This is a genomic window from Sinorhizobium fredii USDA 257 (assembly GCF_000265205.3).
In the GTDB taxonomy this organism is placed as follows: domain Bacteria; phylum Pseudomonadota; class Alphaproteobacteria; order Rhizobiales; family Rhizobiaceae; genus Sinorhizobium; species Sinorhizobium fredii_B.
In genome coordinates this window covers 75,926-89,091 of the sequence record NT_187151.1, presented here as the reverse complement: position 1 = coordinate 89,091, position 13,166 = coordinate 75,926, and the positions used below count along the sequence as shown (strand labels likewise).

At 55.6% G+C, this 13,166-nt stretch carries 8 protein-coding genes and 5 pseudogenes; 6 read left to right on the top strand and 7 right to left on the bottom strand.

The genetic code is table 11. The features are described 5' to 3' along the window. Positions 1 to 32: 32 nt before the first annotated feature. A pseudogene (locus tag USDA257_RS36435) lies at positions 33 to 107 on the top strand (IS66 family insertion sequence element accessory protein TnpB); the annotation flags it as partial. 48 nt (positions 108 to 155) lie between these two features. Continuing rightward, positions 156 to 659 (top strand): annotated as a pseudogene (locus USDA257_RS31725) (IS66 family transposase zinc-finger binding domain-containing protein); the annotation flags it as partial. 528 nt (positions 660 to 1,187) lie between these two features. Here USDA257_RS31725 and USDA257_RS31720 read toward each other — a convergent pair. From USDA257_RS31720 to USDA257_RS31690, 6 genes and pseudogenes are all read right to left on the bottom strand, one after another. Further along, positions 1,188 to 1,620: pseudogene (locus tag USDA257_RS31720) on the bottom strand (MucR family transcriptional regulator). Positions 1,621 to 2,143: 523 nt separating this feature from the next. After that, positions 2,144 to 2,713, bottom strand: a complete 570-nt coding sequence (locus USDA257_RS31715) for a hypothetical protein (RefSeq protein WP_064240030.1) — start codon at positions 2,711 to 2,713, stop codon at positions 2,144 to 2,146. Positions 2,714 to 2,891: 178 nt separating this feature from the next. Next, positions 2,892 to 3,338: a transposase gene (locus tag USDA257_RS31710; RefSeq protein ID WP_014857606.1), complete on the bottom strand. Its 447-nt coding sequence runs from the start codon at positions 3,336 to 3,338 to the stop codon at positions 2,892 to 2,894. A gap of 145 nt (positions 3,339 to 3,483) precedes the next feature. Then, a pseudogene (locus tag USDA257_RS31705) lies at positions 3,484 to 3,916 on the bottom strand (helix-turn-helix domain-containing protein). Between the two features lie 599 nt (positions 3,917 to 4,515). Then, entirely contained in the window at positions 4,516 to 5,481 is a 966-nt protein-coding gene (gene nodD1 / locus USDA257_RS31700) for a transcriptional regulator NodD1 (protein WP_014857603.1), read from the bottom strand. A gap of 729 nt (positions 5,482 to 6,210) precedes the next feature. Then, positions 6,211 to 7,667 (bottom strand): annotated as a pseudogene (locus tag USDA257_RS31690) (mannose-1-phosphate guanylyltransferase/mannose-6-phosphate isomerase). Between the two features lie 146 nt (positions 7,668 to 7,813). On the opposite strand from USDA257_RS31690, the gene USDA257_RS31685 reads away from it, so the two are divergent. The 4 genes from USDA257_RS31685 (at position 7,814) to fcl (ending at position 12,765) form a co-directional block, all read left to right on the top strand. Next, entirely contained in the window at positions 7,814 to 9,229 is a 1,416-nt protein-coding gene (locus USDA257_RS31685; RefSeq protein WP_034859288.1) for a phosphomannomutase, read from the top strand. A gap of 314 nt (positions 9,230 to 9,543) precedes the next feature. Continuing rightward, positions 9,544 to 10,512 carry a nodulation protein NodZ gene (nodZ, locus tag USDA257_RS34980; RefSeq protein WP_014857596.1) on the top strand — a complete coding sequence of 323 codons (969 nt, stop codon included), beginning with the start codon at positions 9,544 to 9,546 and terminating at the stop codon, positions 10,510 to 10,512. 244 nt (positions 10,513 to 10,756) lie between these two features. Beyond that, a complete protein-coding gene (gene gmd, locus USDA257_RS31675) occupies positions 10,757 to 11,812 on the top strand; it encodes a GDP-mannose 4,6-dehydratase (protein WP_014857595.1) in 1,056 nt (351 codons plus the stop codon). Between the two features lie 14 nt (positions 11,813 to 11,826). Further along, positions 11,827 to 12,765, top strand: a complete 939-nt coding sequence (gene fcl / locus USDA257_RS31670; protein ID WP_034859283.1) for a GDP-L-fucose synthase — start codon at positions 11,827 to 11,829, stop codon at positions 12,763 to 12,765. On the opposite strand, the gene USDA257_RS34975 is transcribed toward fcl, so the two are convergent. Further along, complete coding sequence (locus USDA257_RS34975; protein ID WP_080577843.1) at positions 12,658 to 13,044, bottom strand: potassium-transporting ATPase subunit C; 387 nt, start codon at positions 13,042 to 13,044, stop codon at positions 12,658 to 12,660. The two genes, fcl and USDA257_RS34975, sit on opposite strands and share 108 nt — an antisense overlap. Between the last annotated feature and the right edge of the window lie 122 nt (positions 13,045 to 13,166).

Below are 13,166 nucleotides of genomic sequence, written 5' to 3'. Positions count from 1 at the left end.
CGTTAGACGAACGTACATTTCAAGGCCGAACAAATTTTTTGCTGGCCGGTATCGACTGGACTCGGGTCAAGCGAAACGTCGTAAAGCGGCCAACGAAAGCGGGCTGATCCTATTGGATTTGCTTGAAGATTCAGGATCATGTGCTAGGGTCTGCTATGCCGCTTCGACCCGACTCTTTACCTCAGGATGCCGCGCAATTGAGCCGGATCATTCTCTCGCTCGATGCAGAGAATGCCGACCTCAAGGCGCGCGTTGCCTTCCTGGAGCAGCAGCTCTTTGGGCCGAAATCGAAGAAGATGACGGCGATCGACCCGACGCAGGCGACGCTTGACCTTGGCGATCTCAGCGACATTCCCGAGGCGGCCAATGACGATGTTGCACCCGTGGCTGAAGGGCCAAAACAGGAGCGACGGTCACCGTCGCGCAACATCGGCCGTTTACCCAGGCACCTCCCACGGTATGAAGAGCTTATCGAGCCGGAGAGCAAGATTTGCCCGTGCTGCTCGTTCGAGCTTCATTGCGTCGGCACGGACGTCAGTGAGGCACTCGACATCGTGCCGGCGGTTGTCCGGGTAAAGCAGACGATCCGGCCGCGCTATGCATGCCGGGCCTGCGAAAGCGTCATTGTGCAAGCGCCCGCGTCGGCGCGCGTGATGGACGAGAGCAATGTCGCCCCCATGCGGCTTGCGTTCTGCCTTGCTCACGCGCGACGCAAGTTCGTCGATGTCGTCAAGCTGACCAGCTCTTCGGAGGCGGGCCGATGACGCCGCCACCGAGGAAGGCCGCAGGCGCGCTGCGCATGAGTGTCGTGTTGGCAGGCCCGGCCATGGTCGACCCTGATGCCGCATGCTCCGCGGTAACCATTCGTCAAGCCTGTTGATCGGATGGCCGGCGATGCGCGTGAGGATATCTCGAAGATGGACCTCCGGATCGAGACGGTTGAACTTGGCGGATTCGCCAACGACAAGATTAATGAAAACCTTGAAGCGGCGCACCGTCTCGTCATCGCTGGATTTAAGCGTAAGCTGTGAAATCTACATATGTCCAAGCTTTCGTTCGGGCTCAACATTCGTCAATCACGCCGTGCATCTGGAAGATGCGGCCGAAACACCGCATTCTGCATAGCATTTCGCGCAAATTAAAGGCGTGGCGCGTAGCTGGCAGCGATCGCCGCCGGCGATAACGTTCTACTTACCACGACGCTTGCGGCGCTCGCCGAGGCCTATCTCCTTGGCCAAACGCGAGCGGGCTTCCGCATAAGCGGGCGCGACCATCGGGTAGGTCCGCGGGTAGGTCCCACTTTTCGCGATAATCTTCCGGCGACAGATTGTGGTGGGTCATCAAGTGGCGCTTCAGCGACTTGAAGGCGCCGCCGCATTCGAGGCAGGTGATCTGATCGTTTTGCACAGACTTGCGGATCGAGACCGCTGGCTTCGGCTTCTCAATGGGAGCAATCACCGGCGCGGGAGCAGTGGCATTGTTGAGCGCTGAATGAACGTCAGCGATAAGCGTCGGAAGCTCGGCACCCGGAACCACGTGGGTGCTGACATAGGCGGCTACGATTTCTGCCGTCAGTTCTGCCAAGAGTTCGTTGCTCGCACCGAGCGTGGTTTCTGTCATCTTCTTCTCCTATCGGATCTTAGCAACATATCCCAAAACGACGTTTCAGGAGGAAACATGCGAGAAAATGCCGCTGAACTCACTTGCCTCTTGAAACTGGACGGTCATTGCACAGGAGCCAGGCTCCGCCGCAACATCAAGGCTCAAGTCGTGATGGGAAGTCGCCGCCAAGGCGCCGAGCTGGCTGACGGCTCAAAGCAACAGGGAAGAATCACAACCCAAGCTGGAATTTCGTCAAAGTATTTATCTGCGACGACACTTTTCATTTAGTGAATTAACACCGATCGAGGATATGTCAAAACATAATTTTAATCCGCAGCTACCAAGTCTATTAAAAAACCATTAATTCTGCCGTAGGCTCAGGTTTGTTTGAATCGGTCGGCGTGCTATGGCTAGATACATGGAGGAAGGTCCTGAACTGTGTCATTGAGGTGGGATTGAAGAGCTATCAGCGATTGCTGAAACGCGAGACTCCGTTCGGCCCCCAAGAGATTCCTAAGACTTTCGCGCGGATGCGACATCGTCAATTGAGGTTAAACCGATCAAGCATCTTCTTGAGTTGCAAGTTTTGGGTAAGGATCCGTTCAGCGAGCAGCCTTTTGAGGCGCTTGTTTTCTGCTTCGAGAGTGGCCAATTCATCGCGAGAAATCGGGCGTTCTACATTCTCACGCCCGTCCAATGACAACCGCTCGGGTAGCTTTCGCGAAATGCGCTGTTTGGAGTTTGTTCGGGTGTGGGAGACCGGTGGCGTCTCCTGCAACTTGTCAGTAGCGTCGACTGCGGAATGACTTGAATTATGCAGCCCCGAGAACGCGTTTTCCGAACCTTGGGCCGGTGTCACGGCTTCTGGCCCAAGCCCGATATTCTCTTTGTCTGCAATGAGAAACTCTGCATTCGGGCTGGCCGGCGGACCGTAGGCTACGTTAGGGGATACTGGCTCTTCCGTTAAGTTGAACAAATGCGGAGCCATCTCTTCCACTTCGCGGGTCAAAGCCTTAAGGTCCGTGTTTCCCCAGACTGAATTCGTTCGTTCCTTTGATCGCCGCCGTACTTGCTTGAATTCGACAATAAACCTCCGTGGTGGTGTTTTCATATGTATCTCGCAAGCAATCCACGACTCATCAGCGCCAAAACGCGCCACGACATTCCTTTACCATTCGGCCAAATACCGCCATTTCGGACTCGACGCAAGTGGCCGTAAGGCTAGGCACGCCGTCCCTTTCGGAAGCCGGCAGGGCGCCTTACCACAGCCTTGAGAGGCTACTCTTGAGCTAATCCAGCCCAAGTCTCTTGCGCAGTTCGGCGTTTTCCGCACGCAGTTTGTCCGACAAAAGGTTGCGAAGCCTCAAGTTTTCCTTTTCGAGTTGAATGAGATCGGCAAGGTCATCGCCGGCCACCACAGACGCCTCAGGTTTTCGATCGGCAGGCTTAGCAGATTTCTTCCACACGTAGTAGGTCTGCTCCGATATGCCGGCGCTCTTGATCGCGTCCTTTAGGGTGCTATTGCCTTGAGCCACTTCGGCCTCGATCAGATTGAGCTTGTCAGCTCTTTCTGTCTCGCTATATCTCTTAGGCTTAGCAGTCGTCTTTGATTCCGCAACTTGTCCGGCAGCCGTTCTTTGACGCCGCGACGAACTCTTCCTTTTGCCAGCTGGTGCTTTCGTTTCGGCAACCGCCTCAGCCGCGGCCACTGGTCCTGTGTTACTCTCGTCAGCCACTGTGATTTCCTCCCCTAGCTCACTTGTATGATTTGAACTTAACGAGCTACAGAGTCAATGCAAGCGTCCCATGGCGATGTCACTTACGGTTGATTTCATTCCGAGAGCGTAGCCGCGTTCGACTCAGAAATGGGCGAATTCATGCTTACCAGTCGTGTTCGCCGAGAGACTTGAGCAGCTTCACGATTCGACAGCGCACATTGGGATTGCCGACACGGGAGAACGCCCGGATGAGCTCGACCCCTTCGTCGCTTGCAGCGAACTCAATCACTTCGGGCGGGATATAGGCCTGATTAGGGGCGCCCTGCCCTATCGACTGAGTGTCGTCAGGCATGTCCTACAAAAAAATAAGAAGGGTGCACTTCCAGTGCATCAGATATCTGCTGAAGTCGGCCCGCACCCACGCGGTTCGAGCCCTTTTCATATTTTTGCACCTGCTGAAACGTCACCCCGATAGCTTCTCCGAGGGCCGCTTGGGGCATATTCTGCCATCGTCGCCTCTGGCGAATTCGACGGCCGACGTAAATATCCACAGCGTTCGCTTTGGCTCTTTTCTTCTCAGGGGCAATACTCAACACACTTACTCCTGGTGAAGGATCGTTTCACCTAATGATTTACTGGGATCTGCTATATCGAATATGGCCTTTGTCGAGGGCACCCGTTTGATACAGCTCAACTCCAAAGTGAGCAACTCAATTGAGGCATCTCCGTGTCCGCAGTCTCGGGTTCTTTTCTTAGAATCAGGAGGCAATGGAAGAGCACTGAGTCACGATCTTCAGAGCCGAGTATCGAAGACGGCTGGGAACGGGCTGTCGGCGGAGGCTGCTGCGAGGCGGTTGGATTGGCGTTCCGACCGCAATTGGCTGGATTGGGAGCGTCCGGAAGGGCAACTTGCGAGTGACTTGTAGCATGGCGGACAGTAGAACCTCGCCTTAATGCCCATGCGCGGTTTGATCGAGGTATCGAAGGATATCACGCTGAATGAGATGGTCTCCCGGCTGCTAAAGCTGAAGAGCTAATGCTGCGCATAGGCCGAAAATGGTTGGAGCGTGGCATGCGGGGCGTACGCTCGGGCCGTGCGAGCCCTTCTGGTCGGCCGCAACCCGCAGCCAAACTGCTCGACCCTGAGCCGACCGTGCAGTTGCGGGCTCAAGGGTGGCGAGTTGCGCCGTCGGCTTTAGAGGCATGTAGGCAATTGAGATGATGATAGAGCATGCGCCGAAGTTTCGGATTGAAATTCAACGCGAGACGCCTCCTGTAGAAATATCTCGCGCATCCAGAGACTGGCCGGATCACTGCTGTGAGGCGCGGGCCACTGGACAGCCTCGGTGAACGCGGGAAAAATGGGTTGCGGAAGTTCGGTGATCCGCAGGGGAATGGCTTTTGCGAAGTGCATCGCCAGTCGTAACGGGAGGGTCGCTATGCGGTCAGTGCCCGACAAAAAAGGCGGGATCATGGTAAAACCCGGCACGGCGACTTCGACCCGTCTTCGCAGTCCGTGCTCGCGCAATAGCCATTCCTCCACGGAAGGCCGCTGCTTCCCGAATTGGGCCGCAACATGCCCCATTGATACATAGTTGTCGATGGAGAGCTGCGGCGGTAGCTTCTGGTTCGTTGGGCAACTCACGCACACGAATCTCTCATCGAACAGCTTCGCTCTGGGATGCGTGTGCGACATGAACATTTCTGGTAGGATCAGGAAATCGACATCACCACGCCGGAGAAGCTCATCTGGCTCATCGGAAAACGGCAGCAACTCGAAACTGACGGCGGGCGCTTCCCGCGCCACTCTCACCACAACCCTTTCGAAAAACATTAGCGTCATGAAGTCGGAAAGAATGATCCTGAAACTGCGATCTGACTGCGCTGGGTTGAACGGATCCCATGAAATGATGGAGAGATGGATGTGCAGCAGGGCTTCGCGGACTGCGGGTGCGAGCGCTTCTGCTCGCGGAGTTGGTACAAGTTCGCGACCATTCATGGTAAATAGCTCGTCGCGGAAATAGGTCCGAAGCCGGGTGATGGCTGCGCTCATCGCCGGCTGGCTCAGGTTGATGCTGCGTGCAGCGGCCGTGAGTTTGCGTTCGGTCATCAGTGCGTCGAGCGCAACGAGGAGATTGAGATCAAGGCCCTTAAAACGCATGTTCTGGCGAATCCACAGTGCGGATGGTTGTCATCCGAACGATCAATTATGCAAATCGTTAGAAAGCGCTTAATTAATCTGAAGTCAAGTGCATTCACGGCTCATGCCGTCGCCCGCCCTCTTACATGCGCCTCCTGAAGATCAGGCTTTGTGGCAAGACGGCCGACCGCTCCTGCCATTTCGTCTTTTCGACCGTAGGGTCGAGCCGGAGCGAAACCGTCAACGCCCACCGCAACAGCCTTGCCACTAACAATGCAGGGGCTTCGGCGCCGCCTTTTCGCCGTTCCTCGCGGGCCCGCCGCCAGACGGGACGGCAAGCAGCGCTTCAAGCGCAAAGCTGATCTGTCGGTAAAAAAAGCCGGAATGGAGCCGCGTGCAAGCGGCTGGGGCTGCGAGAAACCGCTCAAAGAAAAAGAAGCCGGACGGGTCGCAGACGCCGGGCGAGCTGCCCGTCGAGAAAGGTCGTCTCGAAATGCGCGCGCGAAGAAAGGCGGATTTTTCGGCCTACCTCGTCGCGAGGTATGCGTTGCGCAGGAGAACGATCGTGCCGGGCCCACGGAGGAGAACACGCATCTACGATTGGGTCGACGCAGAGGGCGGTATCCATCGCATGTCGTCAGACTCGTCCGCGGCCGCCGGTGCAACGCTTGCCGATGGTGCCACCACGTCCTCTCTCCAGATACCGTAATGCGTGCGAAGGTGCCGGACTGCGCAAAGGACACGCTATCCCTATAGGCCCGTACGCCTCGAATCTGGCATTTCATTTCTCGATTCGTCTGCGACGCGGATGATATCGTCCTCGCCCAGGTAGGCACCAGTTTGAATCTCGACCAACTCCAGCATGATCTTGCCAGGGTTCCCCAAGCGATGTATCGCCCCCTCGGGGATGTAGATTGACTGGTTCTCGTGCAGGATCGTTACTCGATCCTCGATTGTCACTTCTGCGGTGCCCTTCACGCAGATCCAGTGCTCTGATCGATGAAAATGCTTGTGGAGAGAAAGCATCTTCCCAGGGCGTACGAACAACCGCCTTACTTGGAAGCGATCGCCGTTAAGCATAGTGGTGTAGCCGCCCCATGGCCGTATCAAAGTTGGGTGCAATTCCGTAAGACGTGCCGTATTTTCGTCCGCGGCGAGGCGCTTCACCAAGTTTCCGATCTCATGGGCCTCCTCCAGTCGCCCGACGAAGACTGCGTCCTCGCTAGCGATGACTGCAACTCCATCCATCCCCTGTACAGCGAGATGCGCGGTATGCGACAACACAAGCGAATTCTTCGTGTTGCAGGCCGTAACATTGCCCTTGAGCACGTTACCATCAGCATTCTGCTCCTCATTCTTCCACACAGCATCCCAACTACCGAGATCCGACCAAGCAAAATCCGAGCAGACCACGGCGGCGTTTTGCGGTTTTTCTCCATCAGTGCATAGTCGATCGAGATGGATGGCGCTTGGCTGAAACTCTCCGGGGCAAGTCGTATAAAATCGGCGTCGACCGTTGAGCCCCTGACCGCGGCGTGCACCGCCGACAACACGTCGGGTGCATGCTCCTCAAGTTCGGCGATAATGCTGGCCGCCTGGAAAAGGAACATCCCAGAGTTCCAATAGTAATTGCCGGTCTCCAAAAGAGCCGCCGCCTTTTCGAGACTTGGTTTCTCGACAAAACATTGAACCGCATGGACGTCCTTGCCAAGGTAAGTGCCACGTTCGATGTATCCGTATCCCGTTGCTGGCCAAGTGGGTTGAATACCGAACGTCACGAGCTTGCCCTCCGCTGCGGCGATGCAGGCGGAGCGCACGCATTTCTTGTAAGTATCGTCTACCGTAATCGCGTGGTCCGACGGCAGCACAAGCAATAGCGCGTCCTCACCAAACCGATCAGCCACGATCCGGGCGGCGACGGCTACTGCGGCTGCCGTGTTGCGCGGCACCGGCTCAAGTACTATGCTGGAAAGCGTGACCCCAAGCTCGCGCGCCTGTTCGGCAACCAGGAAGCGAAATTCATCATTGGTGATGACGAGTGGTGCTCCATAAACTTTGGCATCGGAAACGCGCTTAAGCGTGTCTTGAAAGAGCGTTTCCTCGCCGATTAGCTTTAGAAACTGTTTTGCGGCAGTTGCGCGTGACAGAGGCCAGAGCCTTGTGCCCCTACCCCCTGCCATGATAGCTGGGATAATCTTTGGAAGCATGGTGTCATTTTTGATTGCGTTTGATGGAAGCTTCATAACAGTGTGGCGAGAGCGAAGCAATCTCATTAGTGGATGCGAATTCATTCGGCTTGCCCCGGTGGCGTCGACTACCTGCTGAACGCTGCCCGGCAAAAAAAGGCTAGTTAATGGGTCCCAAATTCGGCACAAGTGGTCTCCGCGGGTTGGCAACAGAACTCGTGGGTAGTGTGTCGGCGCTCTATGCTACAGCCTTTTCGAGGATGCTCTTCGACAGAGGACGGGTCGCGCGAGGGGCGACCGTATTGGTCGGTCGCGACTTCCGCGATTCAAGTTCGGAAATCGCCGCTATCTGCATGGCAGCGCTCGCCCGGGCGGGAATGGTGCCGGTCGACTGCGGAGGGCTGCCGACACCAGCGCTTGCATTGTACGGCCGAAAACTCGGTGCAGCATCACTCATGATCACAGGCTCGCATATTCCGGCCGACCGAAACGGCATTAAGTTCTATCTGCCTGACGGTGAGATCAACAAGGCCGACGAGCAGGCGATTACGGCGTTGGCGGAGCAGCTTTCAGCCGATGCAGATGCAACCAGGGTTGAGTGTGGCCGCGGCGCCGACCACTCCAGCGAAGCAACTGACTTCTATATCCAACGTTACGAAACGCTGCTTCCCAAATCGGGCCTTCAGGGGCTAAAGATCGGCTTATATCAGCACAGCAGCGTTGCCCGCGATATTTTGACCACCATCTTGGAAGGTCATGGCGCAAATGTCGTACCGGTAGGCCGATCTGAGGTCTTCATCCCTGTTGACACGGAAGCTATTTCGGCGGCGACATGTAAGATGCTCGCTGCCTGGGCGAAGGAGTTCGCCTTTGACGCCATTGTATCGTCGGACGCAGATGCCGATCGGCCCCTGCTAACGGATGAAACGGGAACTCCATTGCGCGGTGATCTGCTCGGTCTAATTTGCGCAAGGCTGCTGGAGGCCAAGCTTATTGCTACGCCAATAACCAGCAACTCCGGGATCGAGGCGGCGAGTGGCGTCGAGGTGGTGCGTACCCGCGTTGGCTCACCTTACGTCATTGCAGCCATGACTGAGGCGGTTGCGCGTGGCAAGCAGCGGGTGATGGGCTTCGAGGCCAACGGTGGCGTCATGCTAGGTTCGAACTTCTCGTTCGGAGGCGCGTCGCTTCCCGCCTTGCCGACCCGGGACTGCGTCCTTCCCATCATTGCAGCGCTCCACATGGCAGTAGAGGCCAAAACTCCCCTCTCGGGGATCGTCGCGATGCATCGTTTGCCAGTCGCTTTGTCCGGCCGGATCGAGAACTATCCATTCGATAGGAGCGACGCCCTAGTGGCATTCTTGAAAGCGTCAAAAGCTAATGTTTCCCATTTATTCAGCCGGATCGGTCGCGTGACGGGCACGGACGACGTGGATGGCCTGCGCCTGACATTTGAAGGCGGCCGTATCCTGCACATCCGCCCTTCAGGAAACGCGCCTGAACTGCGTTGCTACGTCGAGGCAGACGACCCAGATGCTGCCGAACACTTGCTGGCTCAGGGACTGGCGGTCCTTAACAGTTGAATGGGTGTAAGTTAGGCTTTGCTGATATGCAGATCTGTTACCGCTAGCGTCGCCGATGAGCGAGCTGTTCTATGCTGTGTCGGCAGTCCAGGAATTGGCATCAGCTCTTCTCTTCCTGGTGTGAACCGATGGTTCGCCACCTAACGTGAAGATAAGCCCTGAAAGACACGTCCCCTTTATATCCAATATGTGGATGGTTGCCATTCAAAATATGAATTTTACTGATGTTGCCGAACTCCATTAGGAAGCTCTGAATTGATCGGAAATCCGTAGAAGACACTAAGTCAGAGCGGCGGCACTAAGGACGGGCAGCATTGTACAATCGATATGTCCTCTCTCGGAGACGTACTGGTTTCGGTGACTGTCTGTGGTCGCTGGCGGCCGCTTGGCGCTACGCCCAACGGACGGCGCGAACGTTAGCCGTTGACTGGCGCGGGTCCTGCTACCTTGATCAGCCCTTCACAAACGCCTTTCCGGTGTTTTTTGAACCAATCAAGGATATCGCAGGTGTCCCTTTTATTTGCGATAACCAGATCAACGAGTTTTCCTTCCCAGGACCATTCTTCCCAAATTGGTGGAATAAACCTGCGATTGAATGTGTTTACCGCCCAGATGCTCAGGTTTTTCGAGAGCGAGACGAACTCGATGAACTTTTCCAGGCCCAAGATGATGTCGAGGCCAACACGGTAGTGTGTGATGCGTGTTTGATGTGGCGCTGCGACGAGGAGGCAGAGCGGCAGATTTTCTGCAGTGTCAAGCCTCGGGCTGAAATTCAGGCTCGCATAGACGCTATCTATCAGGAGCACTTCTATGGGTACAGTGCGATCGGGGTTCATGTTCGGCATGGTAACGGCGAAGACGTTATGGACCATGCACCCTACTGGGCCGATCCGGACCTTGCCGTGCATCAAGTGTGCACTGCCATTAATGCTGCCAAAGCGTTGCCCCACCCGAAGCCTGTGCGGGTGATTTTGTGCACCGATAGCGCGCGGGTATTGGACCAGGTGTCGAGTAGGTTCCCCGATCTTCTCACGATCCCGAAAAGTTTCCGAGCGGATCAGTCTGGCCCATTACACAGCCCAGATCTCGGGGTTGAGGGCGGAATTTCCGCCCTCGTCGAGATGTATCTTCTTGGGCTTTGCGACACCGTCATTCGGTTTCCTCCGACAAGCGCCTTTACACGTTACGCACGCCTTTCTGTCCCAAGGGTTATTGAGTTTGATCTGAACGATCCTAGTCGCCTGGTCGTGATCGAAAGATCTTCAACAAATACCGCCTCTTGAATGAAAATCGTCACCTCAATTCTAGGCGTGGAGAAGAGCAGTCATGGAGAAACTTGGGCGCGCTCCAAGGGACACGAGCGCCTCATGCCCAGTTGTCCCGGCCCGCACGTCTCCGGCAATACTGCTTTGAAAACCGCAATGCCTCCATGGGCCCGCTCTGTCGCCGAAGCACGACGATTTCCTTCACACCAGCCGCCCTAGCGCACGCCCTCTCCCGCAGGAATATCACTGGAGATTCGACAAAGTGACAGACCGGAAAGTAGCTTTAATATCTGGTGTAACGGGTCAGGATGGGGCTTATCTTGCTGAACTGCTGTTGGACGAAGGCTATATTGTTCACGGCATAAAGCGTCGTTCGTCATCATTCAACACTCAACGGATAGAGCACATTTATCAAGAACGTCACGATCCTGAAGCGAGATTTTTTCTCCACTATGGGGATATGACGGATTCGACCAATTTGCTGCGCATTGTTCAGCAAACCCAGCCGCATGAGATCTACAACCTTGCAGCGCAAAGCCATGTTCAGGTAAGCTTCGAAACCCCCGAGTACACTGCAAACGCCGATGCAATTGGTACATTGCGCATGCTGGAAGCTATTCGGATTCTTGGGCTGATCCATCGGACTCGCTTTTATCAGGCATCGACTTCAGAGCTATATGGGCTGGCTCAAGAGATCCCCCAAAACGAAAAGACGCCATTCTACCCGCGTTCACCCTACGCGGCCGCAAAGCTGTACGCGTACTGGATTGTCGTAAATTATAGAGAGGCTTACGGCATGCATGCCTCCAACGGTATTCTTTTCAACCACGAAAGTCCGCTTCGTGGGGAGACGTTCGTGACTCGGAAGATCACCCGGGCTGCGGCGGCAATCAGTCTAGGTAAACAAGAGGTCCTTTATCTTGGAAATCTAGATGCTCAACGTGACTGGGGACATGCCCGTGAGTATGTGCGGGGCATGTGGATGATGTGTCAGCAGGATAGACCAGGCGACTATGTCCTGGCTACCGGGGTGACAACATCGGTTCGCACGTTCGTCGAATGGGCCTTCGAGGAAACCGGAATGACGATTGAATGGGTGGGAGAAGGCATTGAAGAAAGGGGCATAGACGCCGCGACAGGCAAATGCGTCGTTGCGGTGGATCCGCGCTATTTCAGGCCCACCGAAGTAGATTTACTTTTAGGCGATGCCACCAAGGCCCGCCAGGTTTTGGGCTGGAGGCACGAGACAAGTGTGAGAGATCTTGCTTGCGAAATGGTAAGGGAAGATCTCTCTTATTTGAGGGGCACCCGACAGTAAGAGGCGAGATGCCGATGTATTTGCTAGACGGAAAGCGTATTTGGGTCGCAGGACACAAAGGTATGGTCGGCAGCGCCATAATTCGATCGCTTGCCTCCGAGGATTGCGAAGTCATCGTTGCAGATAGGCAAAAGCTGGATCTGACGCGGCAAGAGGAAGTTGAGAAATTTCTATCAAAGGAAAAGCCGCATGCGGTCATAATGGCGGCAGCGAAGGTGGGTGGGATCCTGGCAAATGATACTATGCCCGCTGACTTCATCTATCAAAACCTTATCATGGAGGCTAATGTCATTGAGGCCTCCTTCCGCAGTGGCGTTGAAAAGCTTCTTTTCCTTGGATCGAGTTGCATATATCCGAAGTATGCGGCGCAGCCCATAAGGGAAGAGGCTCTATTGACCGGACCACTTGAGCCGACCAACGAGTGGTATGCGATCGCCAAAATCGCCGGCATTAAGTTGTGTCAAGCGTATCGTAAGCAATACGGCGCAAACTTCATATCAGTCATGCCGACAAATCTCTATGGCCCACGCGATAAGTTCGATCTTACCTCCAGCCACGTCGTCCCTGCCTTAATACGCAAAGCACATGAGGCAAAGATTAGAGACCTTGGGTGCTTGTCTATATGGGGAAGCGGCACACCTACTCGAGACTTTTTGTACAGTGAAGACTGTGCCGACGCCCTGGTCTTCCTACTTAAGCATTATTCCGAAACGGAACACATTAACATAGGCTCCGGGGGGGAAATAACTATCATTGAACTAGCCCACATCGTCTGCCGTGTTGTTGGTTTTAAAGGCGATATAGTCTTCGACACATCCAAGCCGGACGGAACGCCCCGAAAGCTTTTATCTAGCGAAAGACTCGTGTCGATGGGTTGGCGCCCGAAGACCTCGCTCGAGTTGGGACTGGCCAAATCCTATGAATGGTTTGTCAGCAATGTGGCTGATAATTAAGGCGGGTCGCGACTCTGGCATTGACACTGGTTTGCAAAGACGCCCCACGGCGCCGCTCCCTCCCACACCACCGGCCTGCGGGTCACGGGCGAGTCGCTTGTGCGTTCCGCAAACGTCTGGCCGCCCGGTCTCTTCCGCGATCACCCCTACCCGCTCATCAACGGCGTCGACGAGTTCGCGGTTCGTCGGCGCAAGATTTGTGCCGCCTGAAGATGCAGCATCGTAATCGACGGCGGACGGGCGGCCGTGAAAATATTCCGCCTGCCTGAACGCCTGCACCGATGCACTCGGAGCCGACTACAGCGCCGGTACGGGTGATCAGGCTCGCATTGGCAGGTAGAAACAGGGCCTGCTCGACCGCCGGTGTTCCCAGTGGATAGGCGCCGCCGGCCCCAGGACAA